The organism is Erwinia sp. E_sp_B01_1 (genome assembly GCF_036865545.1).
Taxonomy (GTDB): domain Bacteria; phylum Pseudomonadota; class Gammaproteobacteria; order Enterobacterales; family Enterobacteriaceae; genus Erwinia.
This window is the reverse complement of sequence record NZ_CP142208.1, coordinates 4,084,032-4,110,704: the sequence shown is the minus strand read 5'-3', so window position 1 is coordinate 4,110,704 and position 26,673 is coordinate 4,084,032. Positions and strand designations below refer to the sequence as shown.

Annotated in this window: 21 protein-coding genes and 2 pseudogenes; 11 read left to right on the top strand and 12 right to left on the bottom strand. The window is 55.3% G+C overall.

Annotated features, from left to right (window positions below; genetic code table 11):
• The first annotated feature begins 33 nt into the window (after positions 1–33).
• The 3 genes from parE to VRC33_RS19145 all read left to right on the top strand — a co-directional run bounded on the left by parE (position 34) and on the right by VRC33_RS19145 (position 3,943).
• A complete protein-coding gene (parE, locus tag VRC33_RS19155; RefSeq protein WP_338558356.1) occupies positions 34–1,929 on the top strand; it encodes a DNA topoisomerase IV subunit B in 1,896 nt (631 codons plus the stop codon).
• Between the two features lie 155 nt (positions 1,930–2,084).
• Complete coding sequence (locus VRC33_RS19150; protein ID WP_338558354.1) at positions 2,085–2,720, top strand: carbonic anhydrase; 636 nt, start codon at positions 2,085–2,087, stop codon at positions 2,718–2,720.
• Positions 2,721–3,043: 323 nt separating this feature from the next.
• Positions 3,044–3,943: a LysR family transcriptional regulator gene (locus VRC33_RS19145; protein ID WP_338558352.1), complete on the top strand. Its 900-nt coding sequence runs from the start codon at positions 3,044–3,046 to the stop codon at positions 3,941–3,943.
• Here the strand turns inward: VRC33_RS19145 and VRC33_RS19140 are convergent.
• Genes VRC33_RS19140 through VRC33_RS19130 form a run of 3 tightly spaced genes read right to left on the bottom strand, consistent with a single transcriptional unit; the run spans position 3,938 to position 5,813 of the window.
• Positions 3,938–4,867 (bottom strand): nucleoside hydrolase, encoded by a 930-nt coding sequence (locus tag VRC33_RS19140; protein ID WP_338558350.1) that lies wholly within the window; start codon positions 4,865–4,867, stop codon positions 3,938–3,940. The two genes, VRC33_RS19145 and VRC33_RS19140, sit on opposite strands and share 6 nt — an antisense overlap.
• Before the next feature lie 22 nt (positions 4,868–4,889).
• Positions 4,890–5,198 carry an antibiotic biosynthesis monooxygenase gene (locus tag VRC33_RS19135; protein WP_338558347.1) on the bottom strand — a complete coding sequence of 103 codons (309 nt, stop codon included), beginning with the start codon at positions 5,196–5,198 and terminating at the stop codon, positions 4,890–4,892.
• 33 nt (positions 5,199–5,231) lie between these two features.
• Positions 5,232–5,813 carry an NAD(P)H-dependent oxidoreductase gene (locus VRC33_RS19130; RefSeq protein WP_338558344.1) on the bottom strand — a complete coding sequence of 194 codons (582 nt, stop codon included), beginning with the start codon at positions 5,811–5,813 and terminating at the stop codon, positions 5,232–5,234.
• A 150-nt stretch (positions 5,814–5,963) separates the two neighbouring features.
• Here VRC33_RS19130 and VRC33_RS19125 point away from each other — a divergent pair, with 150 nt between their 5' ends.
• From VRC33_RS19125 to ftsP, 4 genes and pseudogenes are all read left to right on the top strand, one after another.
• A complete protein-coding gene (locus VRC33_RS19125) occupies positions 5,964–6,731 on the top strand; it encodes a transporter substrate-binding domain-containing protein (protein ID WP_338558342.1) in 768 nt (255 codons plus the stop codon).
• Between the two features lie 142 nt (positions 6,732–6,873).
• Positions 6,874–9,147 (top strand): DNA topoisomerase IV subunit A, encoded by a 2,274-nt coding sequence (gene parC / locus VRC33_RS19120; RefSeq protein WP_338558339.1) that lies wholly within the window; start codon positions 6,874–6,876, stop codon positions 9,145–9,147.
• A 196-nt stretch (positions 9,148–9,343) separates the two neighbouring features.
• Positions 9,344–10,080: pseudogene (locus VRC33_RS19115) on the top strand (1-acylglycerol-3-phosphate O-acyltransferase).
• A gap of 104 nt (positions 10,081–10,184) precedes the next feature.
• The gene (gene ftsP / locus VRC33_RS19110; RefSeq protein ID WP_338558336.1) at positions 10,185–11,606 is read left to right on the top strand and encodes a cell division protein FtsP; all 1,422 of its coding nucleotides are present in this window, start codon (positions 10,185–10,187) and stop codon (positions 11,604–11,606) included.
• 80 nt (positions 11,607–11,686) lie between these two features.
• Here the strand turns inward: ftsP and dkgA are convergent, their stop codons facing one another.
• Positions 11,687–12,511 (bottom strand): 2,5-didehydrogluconate reductase DkgA, encoded by an 825-nt coding sequence (gene dkgA / locus VRC33_RS19105; RefSeq protein ID WP_338558334.1) that lies wholly within the window; start codon positions 12,509–12,511, stop codon positions 11,687–11,689.
• A 255-nt stretch (positions 12,512–12,766) separates the two neighbouring features.
• Between dkgA and VRC33_RS19100 the strand changes: the two genes are divergently transcribed.
• Complete coding sequence (locus VRC33_RS19100; protein WP_338558332.1) at positions 12,767–13,660, top strand: AraC family transcriptional regulator; 894 nt, start codon at positions 12,767–12,769, stop codon at positions 13,658–13,660.
• Between the two features lie 172 nt (positions 13,661–13,832).
• On the opposite strand, the gene VRC33_RS19095 is transcribed toward VRC33_RS19100, so the two are convergent.
• Both VRC33_RS19095 and metC read right to left on the bottom strand, forming a co-directional pair.
• Complete coding sequence (locus VRC33_RS19095; protein WP_338558330.1) at positions 13,833–14,489, bottom strand: DedA family protein; 657 nt, start codon at positions 14,487–14,489, stop codon at positions 13,833–13,835.
• Positions 14,490–14,602: 113 nt separating this feature from the next.
• Positions 14,603–15,793, bottom strand: a complete 1,191-nt coding sequence (metC, locus tag VRC33_RS19090; RefSeq protein WP_338558327.1) for a cystathionine beta-lyase — start codon at positions 15,791–15,793, stop codon at positions 14,603–14,605.
• A gap of 248 nt (positions 15,794–16,041) precedes the next feature.
• On the opposite strand from metC, the gene exbB reads away from it, so the two are divergent.
• A complete protein-coding gene (gene exbB / locus VRC33_RS19085) occupies positions 16,042–16,776 on the top strand; it encodes a tol-pal system-associated acyl-CoA thioesterase (protein ID WP_338558325.1) in 735 nt (244 codons plus the stop codon).
• Positions 16,777–16,781: 5 nt separating this feature from the next.
• The gene (gene exbD, locus VRC33_RS19080) at positions 16,782–17,204 is read left to right on the top strand and encodes a TonB system transport protein ExbD (protein ID WP_338558323.1); all 423 of its coding nucleotides are present in this window, start codon (positions 16,782–16,784) and stop codon (positions 17,202–17,204) included.
• Positions 17,205–17,254: 50 nt separating this feature from the next.
• Here the strand turns inward: exbD and VRC33_RS19075 are convergent.
• From VRC33_RS19075 to VRC33_RS19050, 6 genes and pseudogenes are all read right to left on the bottom strand, one after another.
• Positions 17,255–18,582: pseudogene (locus tag VRC33_RS19075) on the bottom strand (MFS transporter).
• A 119-nt stretch (positions 18,583–18,701) separates the two neighbouring features.
• Positions 18,702–19,688: a spore coat U domain-containing protein gene (locus VRC33_RS19070; protein WP_338558321.1), complete on the bottom strand. Its 987-nt coding sequence runs from the start codon at positions 19,686–19,688 to the stop codon at positions 18,702–18,704.
• Complete coding sequence (locus tag VRC33_RS19065; protein WP_338558319.1) at positions 19,685–22,108, bottom strand: fimbria/pilus outer membrane usher protein; 2,424 nt, start codon at positions 22,106–22,108, stop codon at positions 19,685–19,687. The genes VRC33_RS19070 and VRC33_RS19065 overlap by 4 nt, the downstream gene beginning before the upstream one ends.
• Positions 22,109–22,111: 3 nt before the next feature.
• Entirely contained in the window at positions 22,112–22,825 is a 714-nt protein-coding gene (locus VRC33_RS19060) for a molecular chaperone (RefSeq protein ID WP_338564367.1), read from the bottom strand.
• A gap of 30 nt (positions 22,826–22,855) precedes the next feature.
• A complete protein-coding gene (locus VRC33_RS19055) occupies positions 22,856–23,362 on the bottom strand; it encodes a spore coat U domain-containing protein (protein WP_338558317.1) in 507 nt (168 codons plus the stop codon).
• Positions 23,363–23,399: 37 nt separating this feature from the next.
• On the bottom strand, positions 23,400–23,966 hold the full coding sequence (locus VRC33_RS19050) for a spore coat protein U domain-containing protein (RefSeq protein ID WP_338558315.1): 567 nt from the start codon (positions 23,964–23,966) through the stop codon (positions 23,400–23,402).
• Between the two features lie 546 nt (positions 23,967–24,512).
• Here VRC33_RS19050 and VRC33_RS19045 point away from each other — a divergent pair.
• Entirely contained in the window at positions 24,513–26,654 is a 2,142-nt protein-coding gene (locus VRC33_RS19045) for an EAL domain-containing protein (protein WP_338558313.1), read from the top strand.
• Positions 26,655–26,673 lie beyond the last annotated feature (19 nt).

Here is a 26,673-nt window from a genome sequence, read left to right as displayed (position 1 = left end):
CACTCATTTTTAGCCACCTATCAGATTTATACGATGACTCAATCCAGCTATAACGCTGACTCCATTGAGGTACTCAGCGGCCTTGAACCCGTTCGTCGCCGTCCGGGAATGTACACCGATACGTCACGTCCTAACCACTTAGGCCAGGAAGTGATCGATAACAGCGTCGATGAGGCGCTGGCGGGCCATGCTAAACGCGTCGAAGTGATCCTGCATGCCGATCAGTCGTTAGAAGTGATTGACGACGGGCGCGGCATGCCTGTGGATATCCACCCGGAAGAGGGTGTTCCGGCGGTTGAGCTGATCTTCTGTCGTCTGCATGCCGGCGGCAAATTCTCCAACAAAAACTACCAGTTCTCCGGCGGCCTGCACGGCGTGGGAATTTCAGTGGTAAATGCGCTCTCTACCCGCGTGGAAGTGACTGTCCGCCGCAATGCCGAAGTCTACGAAATGGCTTTCGAAAACGGCGACAAGGTTGAGGATCTGCACGTCACGGGCACGGTTGGCAAACGTAATACCGGTACCCGCGTGCGTTTCTGGCCGGACGTTAACTTCTTCGACAGCCCACGCTTCTCCGTTTCGCGCCTGAGCCACCTGCTGAAGGCAAAAGCGGTGCTTTGTCCGGGCGTTGAAATTGTTTTCAAAGACCACGTCAATAACACCGAACAGACCTGGTGTTATGCCGACGGTTTAACCGACTATCTGATGGAAGCGGTAAATGGCCTGCCTACGCTGCCAGAAAAGCCCTTTGTGGGCGCTTTTGCCGGTGATGTTGAAGCGGTTGACTGGGCGCTGCTGTGGCTGCCGGAAGGCGGCGAGCTGCTGACGGAAAGCTACGTTAACCTGATCCCGACAATGCAGGGCGGCACGCACGTCAACGGCCTGCGTCAGGGTCTGCTGGATGCGATGCGCGAATTCTGTGAATACCGCAATATCCTGCCGCGTGGCGTGAAGCTCTCTGCGGAAGATATCTGGGATCGCTGTGCCTACGTTCTGTCGGTGAAAATGCAGGATCCGCAATTTGCCGGGCAGACGAAAGAACGCCTCTCATCCCGACAATGTGCCGCTTTCGTCTCAGGCGTGGTAAAGGATGCGTTCAGCCTGTGGCTGAATCAGAACGTGCAGGATGCTGAGATGCTGGCCGAACTGGCCATCTCCAGTGCCCAGCGCCGTATGCGTGCGGCGAAGAAAGTGGTGCGTAAAAAGCTGACCAGCGGCCCGGCTTTGCCCGGTAAACTGGCCGACTGTAGCGCCCAGGATCTGGCCCGCACCGAGCTGTTCCTGGTGGAGGGGGACTCCGCAGGCGGATCGGCCAAGCAGGCGCGCGATCGTGAATATCAGGCGATCATGCCGCTGAAAGGCAAGATCCTGAATACCTGGGAAGTCTCTTCTGATGAGGTACTGGCCTCACAGGAAGTGCATGATATTTCGGTGGCCATCGGCATAGATCCGGACAGCGAAGACATGAGCCAGTTGCGTTACGGCAAAATCTGTATCCTTGCGGATGCGGATTCCGATGGTCTGCACATTGCCACGCTGCTCTGCGCGCTGTTTGTCCGGCACTTCCGCACGCTGGTAAAAAATGGTCACGTCTACGTCGCCATGCCGCCGCTTTACCGTATCGATCTGGGTAAAGAGGTTTACTACGCGCTGGATGAGGAAGAAAAGGCCGGTATTCTCGACCAGTTGAAGCGCAAAAAGGGCAAACCAGGCGTGCAGCGGTTTAAAGGGCTGGGTGAGATGAACCCGCTTCAGCTGCGTGAAACCACGCTGGATCCCAATACCCGTCGTCTGGTCCAGCTTACCGTCGAAGACGATGAGGTGGATAAAACTATGGCGGTGATGGATATGCTGCTGGCCAAGAAACGCTCTGAGGATCGTCGCAACTGGCTGCAGGAAAATGGCCATACGGCAGAAATCGAAGTGTAATGTTTCTTAAAATAGCTTATAAACTTTCAAAAAATTTATAAGCTTATTCAGTACCACCTCGTGAACCCGCCATACCGGAGAATGCTTAACCTGGAAAAACGTCAGGTGGCCGGTATGATGGGTTGAACATTACACCGAGAAAAAGAGATATCGCTATGCAGCAGATCGTAGAAGGTTTTCTGAACTTTCAGAAAGAGATTTTCCCAAACCAGAAAGAGCTGTTTCGCAGCCTCGCATCCAGTCAAAATCCTAAGGCGCTCTTTATCTCTTGCTCCGACAGCCGGCTGGTCCCCGAACTGGTAACCCAGCAGGATCCAGGCCAGCTGTTTGTCATCCGTAATGCTGGCAATATCGTTCCTTCATTCGGGCCTGAGCCCGGCGGCGTTTCTGCTACCATCGAATATGCCGTGGTGGCCCTGGGCGTGACCGATATCGTGATTTGTGGTCACTCTAACTGCGGCGCGATGAAGGCTATCGCCTCCTGTCAGTGTCTCGATACCATGCCAGCCGTCTCACACTGGCTGCGCTACGCTGATGCGGCGAAAGCGGTTGTGGAGAAGAAGAGCTACGAGACTGAAGATGACAAACTGAATGCGATGGTGCAGGAAAACGTTATCGCGCAGCTCAATAACATGAGAACACATCCCTCTGTTGCTGTAGGTCTGCGTAACAATGCCCTGCGCCTGCATGGCTGGGTTTATGATATTGAAAGCGGCGTGATCCGGGCGTGGGACAAGGACACGAAGACATTCGTTACCCTGTCAGAAAATCCTGGTGTTCATTTCGAATAGTTTCGTTTCTGTTTCAGTCTGGCGCCTGGTTAACTAACCCGGCGCCCGATTCGAATAATTTCGCCTCTTTTCATTCAGTCTGGTGCCATTCACACAACCCTGCTTTTTCATCCCTGATCGTCACAGATGGGATCAATTCTTTGCGCATCCTGTTACCTATTATTCGAATGACCCGCCACTGTGCTGTCGATCTCTGCCGCCGGCCTGCTTTTTTACTGTCGGGCTTAAAAAGCTGCTGGCGGGGCAGGCCAGCGTAAATTGGCAAAAAGAGTTCCACCCGATGTGAGATATTTAGTCGACTCCCTCTACCCTTAAGGCTTTCCTTGAAAATCACGCTTGAAGAGTTGCGCGCCTGGGTTGGCGTGGTCGATACCGGCTCGATCACTGCCGCCGCAGAACAGTTGAGCCAGACCACCTCAGGTATCAGCCGGGCGCTGAGCAGGCTGGAGCACAAGCTGCAAACCACGTTGCTGCACCGCACCACGCGCAGAATAGCTTTGACCGAAGAGGGACAGGTGTTTCTTGAACACGCGCGGGAAATACTGCGTTCGGTGGAAACAGCAGAAGAGCAGATCGCCCGGCGCCGCGAGATCCCTTCCGGGCGGTTGCGGGTTAATGCCGCCACGCCCTTTATGCTGCATGTGATTGTGCCGCTGATGGCCGCTTTCTCCGCCCGCTATCCGCTGATCCAGCTGGAACTTAACACCGATGAAGTGATGATTGATCTGCTTGAACAGCAGACGGACATTGCCATCCGCATTGGCGAACTGCGGGATTCCAGCATTCACGCCCGCCTGTTAGGCAACAGCAGACTGCGGCTGATGGCCAGCCCGGCCTATCTGGCCAAATATGGCACACCCACCAGCGTGGCTGATTTAGCCCAGCATCGCCTGCTCGGTTTCAGCCAGCTGGAGAACCACAACGTCTGGCCCGTCTGGCAGAGTGAAGGGCAGCTGTTGCAGATTAAACCCACAGTTTCAGCCTCAAGTGGTGAAACGCTGAGACAGCTGGCAGTGCACGGGCAGGGCATTGTACGGATTTCTGACTTTATGAGCCGGGGAGACTATTCCGATGGCAAGCTGGTGCCGGTTCTGGAGGCGCTGACGCGCGAAACTTACCTCCCGGTGAATGCGGTCTATTACCGCAATACCACCCTGTCAGTGCGCATCAGCTGTTTTCTGGATTTCCTCAGTGAGCAGTTTGCTACCCAACCTGTGCTATAAGTCGCACTGCGCCAGGCAGCCCAAAAACGCCTGTTTTACCTGCTCGGCCTCCACTTCCAGGCACACAGTCTGGTCACGGCTTCCCTTAAAAGGATCAAAACGTGAAGCAAGCTGGGTCAGCCTGCGCAGCGTCTGGCCCTGGGTAATGCCCTCGGTGACAACGCGAACCGGGGAGTTCACCGCCGTAAACAGCTCGGGATGAGTGAGCCAGGAGATGGTCAGCGTGTCATGCAGCGCCATGCCCTCAAACCCCTCTTTCTCCAGGCTGTACTTCAGATAGCCTGCTGAGATCTTCTCCAGAACCGGCAGGTTCAGATCGCGGATTTCAGCACCGGTAATCAGCACCTCATGCGTCACATCCAGCGGCAGGATGACCACCGGCAAATCGGATGACAGCACCTGATCCGCCGCATGAGGATCTTTCCAGATATTGAATTCACTGTGCGGCGTGACGTTGCCCGCATGGCCGTGGGTACCAAAGGCACCGCCCATGATCACCACCTGTTTAATCAGTGGAATAATTTCCGGGGCCTGATTAATGGCGGCAGCCACGTTAGTCAGTGGACCGATGGCGACCAGGATGATCTCATTGGGATGTGCCTTAACCGTGTTGATAATAAATTCGATGGCGTTGTCGGCATGGCCGTCAAAAGGATTCTCCAGCACATCACCCAGACCGTCGCTGCCATGCACGGCGGCGGCGTTAGTCAGTACGGATAAAGCCAGTGGACGCGAGCAGCCCCGGTAAACCGGCACATCCAGCCCTATTTCCCGTGAGAACAGGCGGGCATTTTTCACTGCCTGGTCCACCGACACATTGCCGAACACGGTGGTGATCCCCAGAATAGTCTGCGTTTTTGCGGCATAGGCCAGCGCAAAAGCATCATCCACACCAATATCGGTATCAAAAATAATCTTGCTCATCGCACAGCACTCCCTGATATCACTATTTAGCCGGTTCCAGCACAAAGATTTTTACCTCCACCACATCAGCCTTGATGTTGGTGCGATGCTGCTCCATGTGCGCGGCCTGCTGGTGCTGCTCAAGGTGACGCAGGGTATCCCAGTGCTCCACCATAAAGATTGAATCTGGCGAATGCTGCTTCCAGGGAACCTGCGCCTTAAAATCGGTCAGCGCCTGATAGCTGCCGCAGCCCTCTTCCTGCAAAACCGTAGGCGTCACTTGTTGAATAGCCTGTAAAACGGCGGTACGGCGGCCTGGCTTGACGCAAATTTCAGCGATTACGGTGAGCATAGTCATTCCTTAGTGAGATGGGCGTCTGACTAGTTAAGCAAAGATTTCGCTCAGATGAGTCCGATAGCGGGCAATATCCGCCGGAATATCGGGCTGCTTAATCACATCGTTACAGATAAAGGTCGGTAAGCCTTCCATGCCCAGGAACTGATTGGCCTTGTGGAAATGCAGGTAAAGACCGTCAACGCCGACCCCTTCAAAGAACTGCTCCGGATCGGTAAAGGCCTGCAGTGGCGCGTTCCAGGTCAGGGAAAGCATGTACTTTTTCCCCTGAATCAGACCGCCAGAACCGTATTTCTTCGCCGCATCTGAACGGGTACGGCCATCGCTGGCGTAGAGTGAACCGTGGCCTTCGGTAAAGACTTCATCAATGTACTTTTTCAGGATCCAGGGCTCGCCCATCCACCAGCCTGGCATCTGATAAATAACGGTATCGGCATCCAGATATTTCTGCACTTCGTCAGCCACAACGTAACCGTCGTCTACCACAGTGACTTCAACCTGATGGCCTGCGTCACGTAAAAAGCTGGCGGCAACTTCGGTCAGCGTATGGTTCAGTTCGCCTTTTGAGTGGGCAAATGCTTTTCCTGCATCGATAATAAAAATCTTACTCATGTGGATTCTCCAGTTCATGAAATTGCGGCCAGTCTACGTGCGTGAGGCGGGGAGAAAAATGTGCGTTTGATCACAACACTTTTGCTTTTTACGCAATAATGCCGTACCACAAGGTAGGATTTCCCCTCTTTGATAACGAGACAGACAACAATGATAAAAACAGGGATTGCCGCTTTATTACTGGTTGCAGGCGGCGCCAGCGCCCAGTCACATCTGGACCGGGTCCTGCAAAGTAAAGTGCTGACGGTGTGCACCACCGGTGACTACAAGCCTTATACCTTCCTGCGTGCAGATGGACAGTACGAAGGGATCGACGTGGCGATGGCTCAGTCGCTGGCCAAAACGCTGGGGGCAGAAGTGAAATGGGTTCCCACCACCTGGAAGACACTCACCCCCGATTTCCTGGCTAAGCAGTGTGATATCGCATTGGGTGGGGTCTCCGTCACGCTAAAACGTCAGCAAACGGCCTGGTTTGCCACGCCGCTTGGCACCGACGGAAAAATCCCGCTGGTTCGCTGTGCGGACAAAGCTAAATACCGCACCCTTGAGCAGTTGAACAAACCCACCGTGCGTCTGATTGAACCGGCCGGCGGCACCAACGAGGCTTTTGTGCACGCGCATCTGCCGCAGGCCGATCTGACGCTGTTTCACGATAACGTCACCATTTTCCAGCAGCTGGTGGACAAAAAAGCTGACGTGATGATCACCGATGCGTCGGAAGCCCTGTTCCAGCAAAAACACTACCCTAAGCTCTGCGCCGTGAATCCTGATAAGCCGATGCAATATGGCGAGAAAGCTTACATGCTGCCGCGCGACGATCTGAGCTGGAAGCTTTATGTCGATCAATGGCTGCATCTGAGCAACGCCACCGGCGAGTATCAGCAGGTTGTCGGTCAGTGGCTTGCCGTCTCAAAATAATCCCCTGCGGCGGGGGGACTCTTCCCCTGCCGGTTTACCCCACGGTTAACTGTGACAGACCCCGTCCTGATAAGGTACTATCCTCGCCAAACGACCCCGATGTGGCGCGCCGGTTGCGCCGCGATGTGAGGAATCAAGAGTAATGAGTGACCTGACGCAGGATGGTGCAGAGCGTCGTGCCCTGCATAAGTTTACGGAAGAGGCTTACCTCAACTATTCCATGTACGTCATCATGGACCGTGCGCTGCCCTATATTGGCGATGGCCTGAAGCCCGTTCAGCGCCGCATTGTCTATGCCATGTCGGAACTGGGGCTGAACAACAGCGCCAAGTTCAAAAAATCTGCCCGTACCGTGGGTGACGTGCTGGGTAAATACCATCCGCACGGCGACAGCGCCTGTTATGAAGCAATGGTGCTGATGGCTCAGCCCTTCTCCTACCGATATCCGCTGGTGGATGGTCAGGGAAACTGGGGGGCACCGGACGATCCTAAATCCTTCGCCGCCATGCGTTATACCGAATCCCGCCTTTCCAAATATGCCGAAGTGCTGCTGGGCGAGCTGGGGCAGGGAACAGTAGACTACATTCCTAACTTCGACGGCACCCTGCAGGAGCCGAAGATGCTGCCTGCGCGGCTGCCGAACATTCTGCTGAATGGCACCACCGGCATCGCCGTGGGAATGGCAACCGACATTCCTCCGCACAACCTGCGTGAAGTAGCTAAAGCGGCGATCACCCTGATCGACTCGCCTAAAACCACGCTGGAAGATCTGCTGGATATCGTGCAGGGGCCGGATTACCCGACTGAAGCCGAAATCATCACGCCACGCAACGAAATCCGTAAAATTTACCAGAGCGGTCGCGGCTCGGTGCGGATGCGTGCCGTGTGGAAAAAAGAAGATGGCGACGTGGTGATCACCGCGCTGCCGCATCAGGTTTCCGGCGCGCGCGTGCTGGAGCAGATTGCTGCCCAGATGCGCAATAAAAAATTGCCGATGGTGGAGGATCTTCGTGATGAGTCTAACCACGAGAATCCGACGCGCCTGGTGATTGTGCCGCGCTCCAACCGGGTTGATATGGAGCAGGTGATGAACCACCTGTTTGCCACCACCGATCTGGAAAAAAGCTACCGCATCAACCTCAATATGATCGGGCTGAACAACCGTCCGGCGGTGAAAAACCTGCTGGAGATCCTCAGCGAGTGGCTGGTTTATCGTCGTGATACGGTACGCCGCCGGCTACAACACCGTCTGGATAAGGTGTTGAGACGTCTGCATATCCTTGAAGGTTTGCTGGTTGCGTTCCTGAATATTGATGATGTGATCCACATCATCCGTAGCGAAGATGAGCCGAAGCCGGTGCTGATGTCGCGTTTTGACATCAGCGAGACTCAGGCTGAAGCGATCCTTGAGCTGAAATTACGTCATCTTGCCAAACTGGAAGAGATGAAAATTCGCGGCGAGCAGGATGAGCTGGCGAAAGAGCGTGACAATCTGCAGGGCATTCTGGCTTCCGAGCGCAAAATGAACACCCTGCTGAAGAAAGAGCTGCAGGCAGACAGCGACACCTATGGTGACGACCGCCGTTCGCCACTGCGCGAGCGTGAAGAAGCGAAAGCGATCAGCGAGAATGAGCTGGTCCCTTCTGAGCCGGTGACCATTGTGCTGTCACAGATGGGTTGGGTGCGTAGCGCTAAAGGCCATGATATCGATCCAGGCGGCCTGAGTTACAAAGCGGGCGACAGCTATCGTGCAGCGGCCAGAGGCAAGAGCAATCAGCCGGTGGCCTTTATCGACTCCACCGGACGAAGCTATGCGCTGGATCCGGTCACGCTGCCTTCCGCCCGTGGACAGGGTGAGCCCCTGACCGGCAAGCTGACGCCACCGCCTGGTGCCGTAATGGAGCAGGTACTGATGGAGGCCGAAGATCAGAAGCTGCTGATGGCTTCGAGTGCGGGCTACGGATTTGTCTGCACCTTTGGCGATCTCGTGTCCCGTAATCGTGCCGGTAAGGCCTTGCTCAGCCTGCCACAGAATGCCAAAGTGATGACGCCGCTGGCGATCCATCATGATGATGACATGCTGCTGGCCATCACGGCGGCGGGCCGTATGCTGCTGTTCCCGGTTGGCGATCTTCCGCAGTTGTCGAAAGGCAAGGGCAACAAAATTGTCTCTATTCCTTCCGCACAGGCGGCCTCAGGAGAAGATACGCTGCTCTGGCTGCTGCTGGTATCCCCTCAAACTTCCGTCACGCTGTACGTGGGCAAACGCAAACTGACGCTGAAGCCGGACGATCTGCAGAAATTCCGTGCAGAGCGTGGGCGTCGCGGCACATTATTGCCACGAGGTCTGCAGCGTATTGACCGGGTTGAAGTGGACGGGCCGGTGAGGCCGCCAGTCGGCGAAAGCGAAGCGTAATTCTCTGCCCGCCAGCAAGGGGTTACCGGGCCAGCGCGCCCGGCTAACCCAGTGAAAAGCGGCGTATTTCGTTAATTCAGGATATACTTCAGCAGTACCCCAGGGACAGGGGCTGGATCCCCGGCTTCTGTCAGGTTCTCCTCTGTTACGCAGTGGACGAGTTAAGGGGGAGTCTGAAAGCAATAACGAGGAAGTAATGCTCTCAATTTTACGCTTTATCGTCGTGGTCGTTTATTCAATACTGGTCTGTATTTTCGGCTGTATCTACTGCCTTTTCAGCCCGCGTAACCCACGTCACGTTGCCACCTTTGGCCATCTGTTTGGCAAATTATCGACTGTTTTTGGGCTTAAAGTTGAAATGCGCCGGCCTGAAGGGGCGGATAACTATCCCAATGCTATCTACATTGCCAACCACCAGAACAACTACGATATGATCACCGCGGCCAAGATTGTGCAGCCGACGACGGTGACCGTAGGCAAGAAAAGCCTGTTATGGGTGCCGTTTTTTGGTTTGCTTTACTGGCTGACTGGTAACTTGCTGATTGACCGCGATAATCGTGCCAAAGCGCATGGCACCATTGGCGAACTTATCGAACAGTTCAAAAAGAAAAAATCTCCTTCTGGATGTTCCCGGAAGGCACCCGCAGTCGTGGACGCGGCCTGATGCCCTTTAAAACCGGCGCTTTCCATGCCGCAATGGCGGCTGGCGTGCCGATCATCCCAATCATTGTCTCTAATACCCACGACAAGATTAAACTGAACCGTCTGAACAACGGTCTGGTCATTATCGAAATGCTGCCGCCAATTGATACGGCTGCCTTTGCCGATCAGTCCGTGCGTAAGCTGGCTACTCACTGTCGTGAGCTGATGTCGGCGAAACTGGATGAGCTCAATGCGGAAGTTGCCGCGCGTGAAGCCTCCGGAAAATTGTAATCCTGGCCGGGCATCGCCCGGCTAATACCACAGCACTCATCAGAATCATAAAAAAATAGTCAGCAGCCCGGCAACCGGACTGCCTTTGGGTTTACGGAGTTTTTATGTCTTTCAGTCGACGTCAGTTTATTCAGGCTTCGGGCATTGCACTGTGCGCGGGGACGATGCCGGTTACCGCTTTCGCCGCCGGTGCTGGCAATGCGCTGCCTGTGCCTCCGTTAGTGGAATCCCGTCGGGGGCAACCTATTTTTCTGACGTTGCAGCGGAGCCACTGGTCTTTTACCGGCGACGGCAGCAAGGCCCAGGTCTGGGGTATCAACGGTCTCTACCTTGGCCCAACGGTACGGGTCTGGAGCGGTGATGACGTTAAGCTGATCTACAGCAACCGACTGAATGAGCCTGTCTCTATGACCATCAGCGGGTTGCAGGTTCCGGGGGCACTCTCCGGCGGCGCGCCACGAATGATCTCCCCAGGCGTCGACTGGGCGCCCGTTATGCCGATCCGCCAGGCCGCTGCTCCCTGCTGGTATCATGCCAACACGCCAGGCCGCATGGCTCCTCATGTTTATAATGGCCTGGCGGGAATGTGGCTGGTGGAGGATGAATTCAGTAAATCCCTGCCGATCCCGAATCATTATGGTGTGGATGATTTCCCGCTGATTATTCAGGACAAGCGCCTGGATAACTTTGGCTCGCCGGATTATGAACCGCCATCCAGCGGCGGTTTTGTCGGTGACACCCTGGTGGTTAACGGCGTGCAGAATCCTTACGTTGAAGTCTCTCGTGGGTGGGTACGCCTGCGCCTGCTCAATGCCTCGAATTCGCGTCGCTATCAGCTTCTGATGAGCGACAATCGTCCCTTCAATGTGATTGCCAGTGACCAGGGCTTTTTACCCGCTCCGGTAGCCGTGCAGCAACTCTCGCTGGCACCGGGAGAACGCCGCGAAATCCTGGTGGATATGAGTCAGGGTGATGAAGTCTCAATCACCGCAGGCACAGCCGCCGGGATTGTGGATCGTCTTCGCGGCCTGTTTGAGCCTTCCAGCATTCTGACTTCAACGCTGATCCTGACTCTGCGTCCTACCGGATTGCTGCCGCTGGTGACGGATAATCTGCCGATGCGTCTGCTGGCGGATCAGGTGCTGGACGGCAGCATAAGCCGCACGCGTGAAATAAATCTGGGCGATTCACTGCCGGGGATTAACGGCGCGCTGTGGGATATGCAGCGCATTGATTTGCAGGCTCAGCAGGGCACCTTTGAACGCTGGATTATTCATGCCGATATGCCGCAGGCGTTCCATATTCAGGGCGTGATGTTTCTGATCAAGAACGTCAATGGCGCGCAGCCGATGGCAGAAGATCGCGGCTGGAAAGATACCGTCTGGGTGGATGGAACCGTTGAGCTCTTCGTCTCCTTTACCCAGTCATCCTCTGAGCACTTCCCGTTTATGTACTACAGCCAGACGCTGGAGATGGCCGACCGGGGCTCCATCGGGCAGATGCTGGTTCAGCCTTCGCTTCAGTAATCTGACAGAGGCGTCCGTCATAAAAAAGCCCCCAACTGCTGTCGGGGGCTTTTTTTACGGACTGTACGTTCCTGAGGCGATCAGTTCAGCTCGTCCGGGTTGGGTCCAAGACGGTTGCCTTTATCCAGTCTGGCGATATCACTGATTTCGGTTTTTTCCAGACGGAAATCGAATACCTTAAAGTTCTCTTCAATGCGCGAAGGGGTCACTGATTTAGGGATCACCACCAGGCCGCTGTCCAGATGCCAGCGAATGACAATCTGCGCCGGGGTTTTGCCATATTTTTTCGCCAGGTTCTTAATGATCTCCTGATCGAACACGCCTTTACCGCCCTGAGCCAGCGGGCTCCAGGATTCAGTCTGGATCTGATGCATGGCATTCCAGGCGTGCAGAGTACGCTGCTGAAGCATCGGGTGAAGTTCAATCTGATTCACCACCGGGCTGACGCCCGTCTCGTCCAGCAGGCGTTTCAGATGCGTTTCCTGGAAATTACAGACGCCAATACTTTTGGTCAGCCCCTGTTTTTGCAGTTCAATCATCCCTTTCCAGGCTTCGACATAATTATCTTTTGCCGGGCATGGCCAGTGCATCAGATAGAGATCGACGCTCTCCAGTTGCAGTTTCTGCAGGCTGCTTTCCATCGCCTGCTCCGCATTAAGCTGGTCATCATTCCACAGTTTAGTGGTGACAAAAATCTGATCGCGGGCAATGTCAGTTTCCTGTAGTGCCTGACCGATGCCTTCTTCATTCTTATAAATTGCGGCGGTATCGATAGAACGGTAACCCACCTCCAGCGCTTTGACGGCGGCTTTACGCGCATCGTCAATGCTGGCCTGCCAGACGCCAAGACCAATCTGCGGCATCATGTTGCCGTCGTGGAGTTTAATTACGGGTTGATCTGCCATGTTGTCTCCTTTGCAGCGGATGAACCGGCGCCTCTGCGCCGGTTAGTGATGTTAAGTCTAGCTGAGAAAAACGTGCGTCCCGATAAATCTTGTCAGGATCGCCAGGTTTTACACATCCTTTCATTCTGTCCGTGGCGGGAAGGGGACTCAATACACATTTCTGCCACATTATTGCCTGATCCTCCAAACGTCTGGAGAATAAGTAAGGATTCCCGCATGATGCTACCGGGAATCTTCTGAAGGTAAGAATTGTCTATGGACCGCAACACGCTTTGTACTCAGCTGGCCAGGCAGGTCGTCCACCTGGTCACCTCCGGGGCCTCGCCTCTGGCTTCCCTGCCCGATGTTCGCCTGATCTACGCAGATAAACCCAGCGGCCGGACACCGGTACTTTACTCCTCCGGCATCGTTATTCTCTTTCAGGGGCGGAAAACCGGCTATCTGGGCAATAATGTTTTTCATTATGACGCCACAGAGTACCTGATGCTGACCGTGCCGTTGTCGGTGGAGTGTGAAACCTTCGCCACATCTGAAGCGCCGCTGGCAGGGATATTGCTGAATGTGGACCCGGTGAAATTGCAGGATCTGCTGATCGATATTGGTGACGATGACAGCTTCCATCCCGAACCTCAGACCCGGGGTATTCACTCCTCGCCACTAACGGAAGAGATGCTGTGTGCCGCTGAGCGTCTGCTGGATGTGCTGGCCAGCCCCAGGGATGCCCGCGTGCTGGGGCCACAGATTGTCCGGGAGATCCTTTATCATGTGCTGATGGGGCCTTGCGGTGGTGCCTTGCTGGCGCTGGTCAGCCGCCAGACGCAATTCAGTCAGATTGCCCGTGCGTTGCGACGTATTGAGCACCATTACACCGATAACCTGAGCGTCGATCTGCTGGCTGCAGAAGTGAATATGAGCGTCTCCGCCTTCCACCATAACTTTAAAGCGGTCACCAGCACCTCCCCTTTGCAGTACCTGAAAAGTTATCGCCTGCATCAGGCCCGGATGCTGATGCTGCACGAAGGGCTGAAGGCCAGCGCTGCGGCCATGCGGGTAGGTTATGAAAGTGCGTCCCAGTTCTCACGCGAATTTAAACGCTACTTCGGGGTGACGCCAGGTGAAGAGGCGATGCGAATGCGGCAGGCTGAATAAGAGAAAAGGCCGGAGAGTCCAGTGCAGGCTCAGGGAGGCTGTGCCTCTTACAAAGAGGCAAAAAGCGCCGTCCGTGGCAGCTCAGTACGGGCCGTCCAGGGCCCGTGATGCTTTGTTCAAGGCACAGGCTCCCCTCGCTTCGGGCCTGGTCAGCCGTCTGGAGCCGGAGAGTCTAAGATGATTTTTTGCGGCGGATTACCAGCATGATACTGCCCAGCAGCCCGGCACAGAGCAGGACCAGCGGCAGGATCATCAGAATGGCCATCACCTGATCTTCATGACGCTTGATAAACGGCACCTGGCTGATGGCATAACCCAGTGAGATCAGAATCCCCACCCATAACAGGCCACTCAGCCAGTTGAACAGCTGGAAACGTCCATTTTTTAAACCTGAAATACCGGCCATTGTTGGCAGAATAGTGCGGACAAATGCCAGAAAACGCCCTACCAGTAACGCCATTAAACCGTGCCGGTGAAACAGGTTCCAGGCGCGCTGGTGATACTGTGCGGGTAAGTGCATCAGCCAGCTTTTCACCATTTTGGTGTTTCCCAACCACCGGCCCTGCAGATAGCTCATCCAGCATCCCAGGCTGGCTGCCAGCGTAAGGATCGCCATCGTCGGGATAAACTCCATTACCCCTTTGGCAATCATCGCCCCCGCCAGTAACAGCAGGCTGTCGCCGGGGAGGAAAGAGGCGGGCAGCAGGCCGTTTTCCAGCAAAAGGGTGGTAAACATAATGCCGTAGACAATCCAAATCACATCCGGATTGGCCAGCGCGGCAAAATCCTGATGCCACAGCGCCTGAACAATCTCATGGAGAACACCCATTTCATTTCCTGTTTACTGCATGAAGTGATCAATTGTACCTGCAAACAGCCCAACATACCTTGATCGCATCCGCGGCCAGGGTGCCGTTGAGCTTTTGTTGAGTATTCCGGGCCTCAGGCACCCAGACGGTCAAAGCCGGCCGCCAGATCCTCAATCAGATCCTCAACATTTTCCAGACCAATATGGACCCGCACTAACGTTCCGGTGAAATCCACGCCGGTTGCCGGACGAATGGCTGCCAGCTCTTCCGGCTGATTAGCCAGGATCAGCGACTCGAAGCCGCCCCAGGAGTAGGCCATGCTGAAGTGGGCAAAGTGGTCGAGATAATCAGCCAGTTGCTTATCGCTCAGACGCGCCTTCAGCACAAAGGAGAAGAGGCCGCTGCTGCCGGTGAAATCCCGCTGCCAGAACTCGTGCCCTTTGCACTGCGGCAAGGCGGGATGATTAACGACGGCAACTTCAGGACGCTCCGCCAGCCAGTGGGCGATTTTGATGCTGCTCTCCTCATGCTGGCGCAAACGCACTGCCAGCGTTCTCAGCCCACGGCTTGCCATATAAGCGGTATCCGCATCGACCATCTGCCCCATCAGATAGGAGTTTTCACGGAGCTGTGCCCAGCAGCGCGCATTGGCGACGGCGGTGCCAATCATCGCATCCGAGTGGCCAATCAGATATTTAGTGCCCGCCTGAATAGAGATATCAATATCAAAATCCAGCGCCCGGAAGAGGATCCCTGCGGCCCAGGTATTATCAATCATGATAATCGCTTCGGGCGCTTTACCGCGCACGGCAGCAACGATCGCCGGGATATCCTGAACTTCCATAGTGATGGAAGCCGGTGATTCCAGGAACACCACTTTGGTATTCGGCTGCACCTGTTCAGCAATCTCTGCGCCCAGACAGTGATCAAACCAGGTGGTGGAGACGTTCATTTTGCTGAGAATTTTGGTGCAGAAGTCCTGCGTAGGTTCGTAAACCGACCCGGCCATCAGTACGTTATCACCGGCGGAGACAAATGACAGGATCGCATTTGCCACGGCTGCCGCACCGCAAGGGTAGAGCACGCAACCTGCGCCGCCTTCCAGCTCCGTCATCGCTTCCTGCAACGAGAAATGGGTCAGCGTGCCACGACGACCATAAAATAGTTCGCCATCGGCCCGGCCTGCCGTGCAGCGTTTCTTTTCAGCCACGCTGTCAAAAACCAGTGAGGAGGCGCGTTGAATCACGCTGTTAACCGATCCCAGGGTGTAACGTTTGCTGCGTCCGGCCGCTATCAGCGCCGTTTCAATTTTTTTACTTGTCATCAGAGTGCTCTGTTTGCAAATGTCTGGTCTTTGTTAACGTTAACACGTCAAACGCCAGGGTGAAATTCAGCAAACAACAGAGTGAGAAAGATTCAGCTAAAAGGTGGCTGAGATGAGGTAAATCAGCAAAGTGTGCAAAAAATGTCACCCGTAAAGTAAATAGTAATGATAACCACTATCAATTCACCTCTGATTTGGTACGATACGCACTGGCTTTTTTTACCCGTTAATGACGTTGGAGACACAGCGTGGCGAATGATTTGATGCAGACGGATCTTTCTGTCTGGGGCATGTACCAGCATGCGGACATAGTGGTGAAAGTGGTTATGATCGGTTTGCTGCTGGCATCGGTCGTGACCTGGGCGATTTTCTTCAGCAAGAGTATTGAACTGAGCTCGGCCAAACGCCGCCTCAAACGTGAACAGCAGGCACTGTCTGGCGCACGCTCTCTGAAAGAGGCAGCGGAGACCTGCACTTCCTTCCAGGATAAAAGTCTGACCACTTACCTGCTGAAAGAAGCGGAAGATGAGCTGGCGCTCTCTCAGGGGTCTGACGACAATGACGGCATTAAAGAGCGTACCGCTTTCCGTCTTGAACGCCGCGTGGCTTTCTTCAGCCGTCATGCCGGTCGTGGCAATGGTTTCCTGGCGACCATCGGCGCGATTGCCCCGTTCGTCGGACTGTTCGGCACGGTCTGGGGCATCATGAACAGCTTCATCGGGATTGCCCAGACGCAGACCACCAATCTGGCCGTGGTGGCACCGGGCATTGCTGAAGCCCTGCTGGCAACCGCTATTGGCCTGGTTGCCGCTATTCCTGCCGTGGTGATCTACAACGTCTTTGCCCGCATGATTGGTAATTACAAAGCCTCAATGGGCGATGTGGCGGCCCAGATTATGCTGCTGCAAAGCCGCGATCTGGATCTGGCCGCCAGTGGTGCAACGCACCGCGCTGCACCGGCTCAGAAACTGCGGGTAGGATAAGCACCATGGCTATGCGATTGAATGAAGATCTCGAAAGCAACGGCGAAATGCACGAAATCAACGTCACGCCGTTTATTGACGTGATGCTGGTGCTGCTGATTATCTTTATGGTCGCCGCGCCGCTGGCTACCGTTGACGTACGCGTTAACCTCCCTGCTTCCACCAGCGCGCCTCAACCGCGCCCGGAAAAACCGGTCTACCTCTCTATCAAGGCGGACAAACAGCTGTTTATTGGCAACAATGCAGTGACGCCGGAAAGCCTGCTGGATGCGCTGAATGGCCAGACAGAAGGCAATAAAGAGACCACCATTTTCTTCCAGGCGGATAAGTCTGTGGATTATGAAACGCTGATGGGCGTAATGGATAAATTACGTCAGGCGGGTTATCTGAAGATTGGTCTGATGGGAATGGAAAGCGCCGGGAAGTAACGCGGCGGTGAAAAAAAGGGGCTGACGTGCAAACGTCAGCCCCTTTTTTATTACATCTGCGCTGCCGGTTCAGCGCTCTGTTTCGCCTGATACTGACCAATCAGACGCTTGATTATCATTGTGCCGATCAGGCCGCAGACCGCGGCGAAGGTCAGCCAGATACCGGGCATCGCTTTATCGCCAGTGGCATGGATCAGGTAGCTTGAGATCGCCGGTGTAAATCCGCCGAACAGAGCGGTTGCCAGACTGTAAGCCAGTGAGAAGCCGGTAGCGCGGACTTCGGCAGGCATCACTTCGGCAAGGTAAACCACCATCGCCCCGTTGTAGCTGGCATACAGGAATGAGAGCCAGAGTTCGGCTTCCAGCAGATGAGAGAAGGTAGGGGAGCCTACCAGCCAGTGCAGCACCGGCCACGCGGTGGCAATCATCAACAGGGTAAAAAGAATCAGCAGCGGGCGACGGCCAAAGCGGTCAGAGACCGCGCCCATCACCGGCAGCCAAATCAGGTTGGAAATCCCGACGCACAGCGTGACGAAAAAGCTCTCTTTATCGCTCATCATCAGTACGGTTTTACCAAAGGTGGGGGTAAAGGCGGTGATCATATAAAACATCACGGTAGTGGTAACCACCATCAGCATTCCGGCCAGCACCAGCGCCCAGTTGCTGGCAACGGAGCGGACAATCTGCTTCATTGAAGGATGCACTTTGCGCTGGCTGAACGCTTCAGTCTCTTCCAGCATGCTACGGATCCAGAACAGGAACGGCACAATCATACAGCCGATCACAAACGGGATACGCCAGCCCCATTCGGTCACCTGCTCTTTAGCCAGCAGGTGATTCAGCCCCAGCCCCAACAGGGCCGCGAAAATTACCGCTACCTGCTGGCTACCAGACTGCCAGCTGACAAAAAAACCTTTACGGTTTTTGGGGGCGATCTCCGCGAGATAGACCGACACGCCCCCCAGTTCCACGCCGGCTGAGAAGCCCTGCAGCAGACGTCCAAGCAGGATCAGGATGGGCGCAGCCGCCCCCAGAGTGTTGTAACCGGGCACCACGGCGATGGTCAGTGTGCCGATCGCCATCAGCCCCAGCGTCAGCAACAGTCCTTTGCGACGGCCATGATGATCAATATAGGATCCCAGCACGATGGCGCCCAGCGGGCGCATCAGGAAACCGGCGCCAAAAGTCATCAGCGTAAGCATCAGCGATGCGAAAGGATCATCGCCAGGAAAAAGGTTTTAGCAATAGCCGTGGCATAATAGCCAAACACCATGAAATCGAACATTTCCAGGAAGTTACCGCTGGTCACATTGAATATGGTTCTGGCATTACCCTGAGGTTTCTTTGAGGGAGTGGCAGGAGAAGTTACAGCATTCATACAGCATCCTTATGGGTTTTCTTCCGTTTTAGCCTGCGGGGAGAGGATTTAATGTGATGGTGATCACCTTACTCCCCGCGGCTTCGCTGTTGATTAGTAACAAATAATTAACAATGTGTTTAAAACGACAAATCTATTACCACGCTGTCGCTGTAGCTGCCCGCCACCGGGGTGCTTTGTGTGGTCAGAATTTTAGCGGTGTAGTTAAAGGTTCGCGTCAGGCCATCTGTACTGATGCTGTTGGCGCCCGTACTGGAGACCCTGTCGGTCCCGGTTGGTCCCCAGCGGGTCGTGGTGGCATTTTTATAAATCTCATAGGCCAGCTGATTGCTGCCGCTGGTCATATAGCGTTGCGCACCCACCGCATGGTTGCCATTGCTCATCCCTACCGTGTAAGTGCTGCCTTTGGTGCAAATCACATTGATGGACTGTGAAACCGTGTTGAAGCTGCTGACCAGCGGAGCGCTGCCAAAGCTGATATCCGGTGAGGTAATGGTGGTGCAGTCATTGGTGACAATCAGGGTAGTGGTGATCGGGATAGTGCCGGAACCGGTCTGCTGATCGCCAAGCAGACACAACCCCAGGGCACCGATGCCGGTACAAATGCTGTAGTTCACCAGAATATTCAGCGTGACCGTATAGGTGCCTGCGGCAACAACCTGTCCCGTTAGCGTGCTCAGGTAGAGAGGAAGGGCGAAGTTTTGGCCTCCTCCCAACCCCAGCAGGTTCAGCAACTGTGCCTGACTGTAAGTGGTTGCAGTGCCGCCTACCGTCAGTTCGGTCGCGCAGGCAGCATCCCTGCAGACTCTGAGCGGAATAGCATCGGTGCTGGCCGTGCCGGTTTTCAGCGCGCCTCTTGTTCCACTGGTGTAGGTGGCGCTGGCTAACTGGAGCCTGATAAAGTCGGTCGATAGCAGCGACAGAATGCTGCCGGCGCCGCAGTTAACGTTGACGTTCGCGGTTACTGCGCTGGCAGTGGTATTTATCGTAAAGGAACTCACCGTGCCAAAACTGGCCGTTGATGAAGGCAGCGTACAGGCGGCCCAGCCCGGCAAGGCGCAGGCCATCAGAAAAATAAACAGCAGGCCGGACAGCAGCTTTTTCATGGTGAAGTTCCTGAAGAGGGGGCTGAAGAGAGTGAGCAGGTCAGCGGACCAAATGTCTCAAGCGATTTAGGGCGGCCACCTGGCACGGTGAGCACCGCCTCACACTGGCGGCCATCCGGCGTTTCGACTCTGAACGGATTCTCCGTAGTGAGGTTTTCCATCCAGGCAATCCCATCCCAGCCAACATATTCGGTCGCCTGGCCCTCGCGGATAATCTGCGAGGAAACAGGCAGAGGATCGCCATTCCGATCGTGCAGAATGACGCTGGCAGCGCGCAGAGGTTCCACCGGGAAGTGCAGCAGGTAGCCACTGTCGCGTTTCACCGCAAAGCGTTGCTCAACGTGGGAGGTGGTCATATCCGCTGGCAGGTCCAGGGTATCAATATCATATTTTGCCGGGTAATAAGAGCTGATGCCCGGCACGAGCAGGTAGCCGTCATCATCCGTTTGCCCCATCAGCTGGTTTTCATAGCGAACCTTGATGTTGGGGTAATCGGTTTTTACCAGCACAAAGGCGTCATTGACCTGATTGGCGGCAAACAGGCTGCCATCCATCAGCACCACCGAGCCGGTTAAATCTGCCCACTCAGTGCTGTATTCATCGTCACCATAGAAGCCAGCCGAGGTTTCAAAATGGGCATTACGCCAGTTCAGGCTGCCCTGGCGGTAATCGCTGCCGCTGCTCTGGTTAGCCCAGGAGGCATCCCAGGAGAGGCCGCCCTGAGAAGGCATGGCGCGCGAGGCGGAGAGGCGCTGCGTGGTGCCGCCCTGCTGATCGCGTTCCATACTGACGCTGGCACTCCCCAGATCGCTGAAGGGGATCAGCAAAGAGAGGGCACCAGACCATTCGCCCTGTTGCTGATCGCGGCTGGCCGAAAGATACAGACTGCTGTTCCCCCAAAGATTTTTACTCCAGGAGAGGTTCCACAGTTGGGTGCGATCGCCGGTGCCGCTGGTGATATCGATAAAAGCTGCCCCCAGGCTACCGTACTGATTCAGCGACAGGCTGGCGCTGTACTGGGCGCTGCGACGGCTGAGGGTGTATTCCGTACCGGCCACGCCACTGTTGCGGTCACCGTACAGGGCCAGGTTGCCAAACCCCGCCGAACGGACGATATGTTGCGTTCCTATGCTGAAACGGCTGTTGTTGTACTGATAACCCCAGCTGTACTGATTCCCCTGCCTGCCGTCCATCTGGCTCTGGGTCAGCGCGGCATTCACCACTCCCAGGGATCCCACTCTTATCTGCCCACCAGCGCCGCCCAGAGCAAGAGATTCAGCCCCTTCAGCGTGACTCTCCAGCGTCAGCCAGTCATTCAGACCATAGCGATATGAGCCGCTGACCGCCGCCGCACCGTAATCGAAATTCTTTATACCGTAGTTTTCACGCAGCGCACCGGCAGAGAAGGAGAAGTCGGACAGCCCCGGCTTCAGTAAATTGCTGGAGACGTAAAAAGGCAGAGTGGTGGTCACGCGACGGCCCACCGCATCCGTGGTCACCACCACCGCGCTGCCCGCCCCGTTAACAAAGGGCATGTTGGTCAGGGACCAGGGGCCAGGCTGAACGTTATTGGTACTGTTTTTATAGCCGTTAACGAACAGGTCTACCGTGGAAGGCACGGCGGCCTGGCCGGAAAAAGAGGGCAGGGGATAGGTAACGAGATCGGGACGTACCGAGAAATCCCGCCCAATCTGCACCCCGCCCAGCCTTACGCTGTTACTCCAGGAGAGCGAGTCCGTTACCAGGTCACCCACCCGCCAGCTCAGCGAGCGATTTTCATTCTGATTACTCCACCAGGTATCGTAGCGCAGGTAGCCTTGATCCTGAGCGCCTGGCATGCCCGACAGCTGCTCCTGATACACGCCGTTGGTGGCGAACTGCCCCTGTGAGCCAAACAGCCGGAACTCATTCCAGGCAGAGAGGCGGGTACCGCTGGCGGAGGTGTGGCTGGTGTAGAGATCGTAATTAAACAGCGCGCCGGGCGTGGTTCTCCCCGGATAGCGCGGACCATTGTTCTCCGCGCTGTTCAGGGTCTGTTTCGGTAACCAGGCGGGAGGCACGGTAAGCAGGATGCGCTGGCGGGGACGATCGTATTCGGCCTTCACGCCCGGCATAGCAGAGACGTCCATCATCGAAGAGGTGATTCTGGCTGTGGGGATCCCTGCCCGTTGCAAATCGCCTGCCCTTATTAAGTAGTGGTCATTGCGGAACTCAACAGGCACCACCTGCCTGCTGTCCTGGTCATTGACCACCAGCCCCAACATATATTGCTGATTCTGCGTTCCTGCGGCGTTCTGCTGCGGAGGTGGCGGCAAAGAGGAATAGGTTTCCGCGTCGCCGGTTACTGGGAACAGGCAACTGACTACGCCAGTAATGGCCAGGGAGCAGCGTCCTAATGACGCAAAGCCTCGCCTGCTCATCGGCTACTGAGAAGAACCGGTGCTACGCCAGCTTTTATTATTTTCCAGCTGCGCGCTCAGTTCAGAACGGTTGGAAGCCGGGAAATTGAGAGGGAAAGTATTGCTGGAGTGAGCCAGCACATAGCCAAACAGGCTACCGGAGAGCACCCGGCCACCCAACGACACTTTACTCAATCTGGCATGGCCATTGCCGCTGTTGGTGATCTTTATGGCGGGTTTACCCGCCTGTTCCGTGATGCCCCAGCTGAGTTTGGGGCTGGCATTACCGGCTTCCAGACCCTGACCGTAGGTAAACAGCGGCACCGAGTAGCGCATCTGGAAATTCAGACCAGCCTGATCCTTGCCTGGCGTTTGCGGTGTGGGAATTTCATCCAGTAAAACGCGGTAGGCCACTTCCTGCCCGGCTGGAGGTGGAGTCTGATTGATCAGACGAACCAGCTGCTTCTGACCTGGTTCAATCCGTACCAGCGGCGGGCTGGCTACCACGGTTTGCTGGGTCTGATACTGCTCTTTGCCTGCTACCTGTTCCCAGGTGAAAACCCTGACCTGCATCAGCGTGGTGGCTTCTCCCCGGTTCTCAAGCCACAGCTCCGTGGCTTTATCGCCGCTGGAGATTTTGGGGTCTATAGGCCAGATGAGTACCGAATTGCCTGCCCAGACCGGCGCCACCAGGGCGCTGCCCACGAAGCTGAACAGCAGGCCGAAAAGTCGTAGCATCTTCATAATTCTGTCCTTCTGATCCCTGTTTTACCAACTCAGCGTCACGGTCAGCGTGTCGCTGTAAGTCCCGGCCCGGTTGACTCCGCTGAGCTGCAGAAGCCCATAAACAGGCAGGGTAATGTTATTTGCGTTGCTGTAAGTCAGCGCCACGTTCTGATTCACCGGTATTGCGCTCGAGGCGCTGTGACTGGCGCTGGTATAGAGCGTATAGGCCACCAGATTGGTATTGTTCGCCACCTTGAGATTACGGCTGGTACCATAATTGCTGCCACCGTTAATACTCATATTCAGCGTGGTGCCGGGCGTACAGGCCAGATTGATGGTTGAGCTCTGAACAAAGCTGGCGCTTGCGGACCTGCTCCCCACGCCCGGTTGCGTACCAAAATCCAGCGAGCCAAAGATACCGGTGTTGGTTCCCGAAATGACGCAGCCATTAACCACGGAAGCCGTGACCTGAAAAGTCTGAGTGGGCAATGACCAGCCGCGGCTGCTGAAAATCAGCAACGTCAGGCACATCAGGCCTCCCCGTCGCATTACCCACTCCGGCACGGTGCTTTCCCTTTCTTTACATTCAGTAATTTACGGCAACGTTGATGGTATCCGTATAGGTGCCTGCCGGGATGGCGGCGTTAAAGCCACCGCCAGTGATACGGCCATAAATCGGATAGTTGTCGCCATTCACCGGATCGGTAGTCCCGGTGCTGGTCAGGTCAGTATTGTTAGCGATTGGCGTGGTGTAGGACGTTGTGCCGTACAGGGTGTAAGCGATCCCCTGCGTGGCATCACTACCCAGAACCAGATAGCGAGGTTGTGCCGTCACGGCGCCAAACACGGTGCCCGGTGCAGCGTTACTGCTGGTGAGCTGAACATTATAGGTCTGGCCGGTGGTGCAACGGACGAAGATCCCGTTGCCCAGCGAACCGACCAGGGTCGCATTCAGGGTATCGAAAGTCGCTGCGCTACTACCAAAGTCCAGGGTACCGAAGTTAACCCCGGTAGTGGCGGACTGTCCGTTAACCAGGCAACCGGTGGTGAGTACCAGTCTTGCGTTCATGGTTCCCGTCGTGGTGGCGGCAAAGCCGGAAGAAACTACGCTGAGGCTAAGGCCACAGCCCAGCAGAAAAAGCTTCATTTTCATAACCATTCCTTACTGATTAGACTGATGAACATGCTTTTTCGCCTGGTAAAAAATTAATATAACTGATGCTAATCGCGCCAATAAAATTTATTGATCGCCATCACAATAAATGTCCGGTGCCAGCGCGCCAGGCATTTGAATTAACGACTTTGTCTTATTTTTCTTTACTATAGATCAGCATGGTACTTGCTGCGAAGCGAAACGTAAAAATAAAGCTTATGATTTTTCAAACTGACCTGTCTCTCTTTGTCAGCCCTTACACCATCTGGTGCGCCAGAAAAAATGGGAGTTTTCTTATTTAGGGCTTCGCAAAAAAAACAGCCGGTGCTATGTTCACCACCACGATTTTTGTAGTTATTAACCCGATAAATTATGGTGATATCAAAACAGGGCCTGAATTATTTTACGGCTAATAACAGGTTTATTTTTTCAGGCATAAAGTTGCCTGGTTTTTAGCCGATACCGTGACCGTTTACGACGGGTTATTTCAACAATTTTGTTTAACTACACGGCGCCAGAAATGGCTTCAGCATCAGAGATTTTCCTATGCTTATGAGCTCCTACGACCAGCTACTGGTCATCGTTTCCATTTTTGTGGCCGTGCTGGCTTCTTATACTGCGCTGGATATGGCGGGCAGGGTGGCCACCTCCACTGGGCGGGTGGCTAAGGTCTGGCTGTTTGGCGGTGGTTTTGCCATGGGCGTGGGCATCTGGTCCATGCACTTTATCGGCATGCTGGCGATGAGTCTGGCAATGGAGATGAGCTACGATCCCACGCTGACCGTGTTGTCGATGGCGATCGCCGTGGCGTCCTCCATCTTTGCTCTGTGGATTGTTTGCCATGAGGCGTTGCCGCTTCACAGGCTGATGACGGGTGCTCTGGTGCTGGGCGGTGGCGTGGTGGCCATGCACTACACCGGTATGGCGGCGCTGATATTTGAGCCGGGTATTGTCTGGGACTGGAACTGGATCATCCTTTCGGTAGCGATCGCGCTGGGGGCGTCAACGGCGGCCCTGTGGCTGGCATTCAACCTGCGGCAGGGAGAAGGCAGGCTGGCCCTGTTGCGTGCCGGTGCGGCCACGCTGATGGGCGCAGCTATCGCCGGGATGCACTATACCGGCATGGCGGCAGCAACGTTCCCGATGAGCAGCCACGCGACCCATATGGGCGTCAACAGCAACTGGCTGGCGGTACTGGTCGTCGTGGTCACACTCTCCATCCTCGGCATTACGCTGGTGGTTTCCACGCTGGATGCCCGCCTTCAGGCGCGTACATCCGTACTGGCCTCCTCCCTTGCCGATGCAAACCGTGAGCTGGCCCAGCTTGCGCTGCACGACAACCTGACCCGTTTACCTAACCGTATCCTGCTGGAGGACCGTCTCGATCAGGCGATGAATAAAGCGATGCGTGAAGGGAACTCCTTTGCGCTGATGTTTATGGATCTCGACGGTTTCAAGGCGGTTAACGACGCCTTTGGCCACCATATTGGTGACAATCTGCTGGTCGCCGTCACCGACAGAATGCAAAACCTGCTGAAAGGTCACCACACCCTGGCAAGATTGGGTGGCGATGAATTTGTTCTGCTGTTGGAAATCAGCGAGCCTAACGATGCGGCGTCGGTGGCCGATATGCTGGTCAAAGCTATCGACCAGCCTTTCGACATCTCCCGCTATGAGCTGATGGTGTCGCTGAGTATCGGCATTACCGTCTACCCTGGTGATGGGGAGGATGAACGCGAGCTGATGTTTAACGCCGATGCCGCGATGTACCACACCAAAAATAATGGACGCAACGGCTATAACTTCTTCCAGCCGTCAATGAACACCATTGCCCAGAACCAGCTGCAGCTGATTAACGATCTCTGGCTGGCTCAGGAGCATGAAGAACTCCGCCTGTTCTACCAGCCAAAGTTCTGCGCACCCCAGGGCCCCATTCTCGGTTTTGAAGCGCTGATCCGCTGGGAACATCCTCTGCGTGGCCTGCTGGCGCCGGATGTGTTCCTGCCGCTGGCAGAAAAAACCGGGCTGATAGTCAGCATCGGTAACTGGGTGATCAACGAAGCCTGCCGTCAGCTGCGCATCTGGCACCTTCAGGGGAATCCGCAGTGGTCGATTGCGGTCAACCTCTCTGCCCTGCAATTCGAGCAGCAGGGGCTGGTTGAAACCGTGGTTAACGCTCTGAAAACGCACCATATCCCGGCTGAATTACTGACGCTGGAAGTGACCGAAACCACCGCGATGCGCGATCCGGATGAAAGTATCCGTATCCTGACGCAGCTGACGGAACTGGGCGTGAAGGCTTCCATTGACGATTTCGGGACCGGTTATTCCAGCCTGCTCTACCTGAAACGTCTTCCGGCCAGCGAGCTGAAAATAGACCGCGCCTTTGTTAATGAGCTGCAGGCGAAGAGTGAGGATGCCACCATCGTCACCGCTATCGTTGCGCTGGCTCAGACCCTTAACCTTAAGGTGGTGGCTGAAGGGGTGGAAACCGAGGAGCAGCAATCTTTCCTCACCAGCCTGGGATGTAACTCATTGCAGGGCTATCTGTTAGGAAGGCCAATCCCGCCGGATCAGGTTGCCAGCCTTGGCAATTTCGTAGGGGAACCTGAAAAGAGTGAAAACCCCTCGCTGAAAAGAGAGCCGAATCCCACTCAACCCTGGCCGGATACTGTTAATCCAGGCTGACCGACCTATAATAGTTGCC

Excerpts from the sequence above, each read along its gene's own strand:
- parE (WP_338558356.1), top strand. The coding sequence starts at position 34 with ATGACTCAATCCAGCTATAACGCTGACTCCATTGAGGTACTCAGCGGC.
- VRC33_RS19150 (WP_338558354.1), top strand. The coding sequence starts at position 2,085 with ATGCAGCAGATCGTAGAAGGTTTTCTGAACTTTCAGAAAGAGATTTTC.
- VRC33_RS19140 (WP_338558350.1), bottom strand. The coding sequence starts at position 4,867 with ATGAGCAAGATTATTTTTGATACCGATATTGGTGTGGATGATGCTTTT.
- VRC33_RS19135 (WP_338558347.1), bottom strand. The coding sequence starts at position 5,198 with ATGCTCACCGTAATCGCTGAAATTTGCGTCAAGCCAGGCCGCCGTACC.
- VRC33_RS19130 (WP_338558344.1), bottom strand. The coding sequence starts at position 5,813 with ATGAGTAAGATTTTTATTATCGATGCAGGAAAAGCATTTGCCCACTCA.
- VRC33_RS19125 (WP_338558342.1), top strand. The coding sequence starts at position 5,964 with ATGATAAAAACAGGGATTGCCGCTTTATTACTGGTTGCAGGCGGCGCC.
- parC (WP_338558339.1), top strand. The coding sequence starts at position 6,874 with ATGAGTGACCTGACGCAGGATGGTGCAGAGCGTCGTGCCCTGCATAAG.
- ftsP (WP_338558336.1), top strand. The coding sequence starts at position 10,185 with ATGTCTTTCAGTCGACGTCAGTTTATTCAGGCTTCGGGCATTGCACTG.
- dkgA (WP_338558334.1), bottom strand. The coding sequence starts at position 12,511 with ATGGCAGATCAACCCGTAATTAAACTCCACGACGGCAACATGATGCCG.
- VRC33_RS19100 (WP_338558332.1), top strand. The coding sequence starts at position 12,767 with ATGGACCGCAACACGCTTTGTACTCAGCTGGCCAGGCAGGTCGTCCAC.
- VRC33_RS19095 (WP_338558330.1), bottom strand. The coding sequence starts at position 14,489 with ATGGGTGTTCTCCATGAGATTGTTCAGGCGCTGTGGCATCAGGATTTT.
- metC (WP_338558327.1), bottom strand. The coding sequence starts at position 15,793 with ATGACAAGTAAAAAAATTGAAACGGCGCTGATAGCGGCCGGACGCAGC.
- exbD (WP_338558323.1), top strand. The coding sequence starts at position 16,782 with ATGGCTATGCGATTGAATGAAGATCTCGAAAGCAACGGCGAAATGCAC.
- VRC33_RS19070 (WP_338558321.1), bottom strand. The coding sequence starts at position 19,688 with ATGAAAAAGCTGCTGTCCGGCCTGCTGTTTATTTTTCTGATGGCCTGC.
- VRC33_RS19065 (WP_338558319.1), bottom strand. The coding sequence starts at position 22,108 with ATGAGCAGGCGAGGCTTTGCGTCATTAGGACGCTGCTCCCTGGCCATT.
- VRC33_RS19060 (WP_338564367.1), bottom strand. The coding sequence starts at position 22,825 with ATGCTACGACTTTTCGGCCTGCTGTTCAGCTTCGTGGGCAGCGCCCTG.
- VRC33_RS19055 (WP_338558317.1), bottom strand. The coding sequence starts at position 23,362 with ATGCGACGGGGAGGCCTGATGTGCCTGACGTTGCTGATTTTCAGCAGC.
- VRC33_RS19050 (WP_338558315.1), bottom strand. The coding sequence starts at position 23,966 with ATGAAAATGAAGCTTTTTCTGCTGGGCTGTGGCCTTAGCCTCAGCGTA.
- VRC33_RS19045 (WP_338558313.1), top strand. The coding sequence starts at position 24,513 with ATGCTTATGAGCTCCTACGACCAGCTACTGGTCATCGTTTCCATTTTT.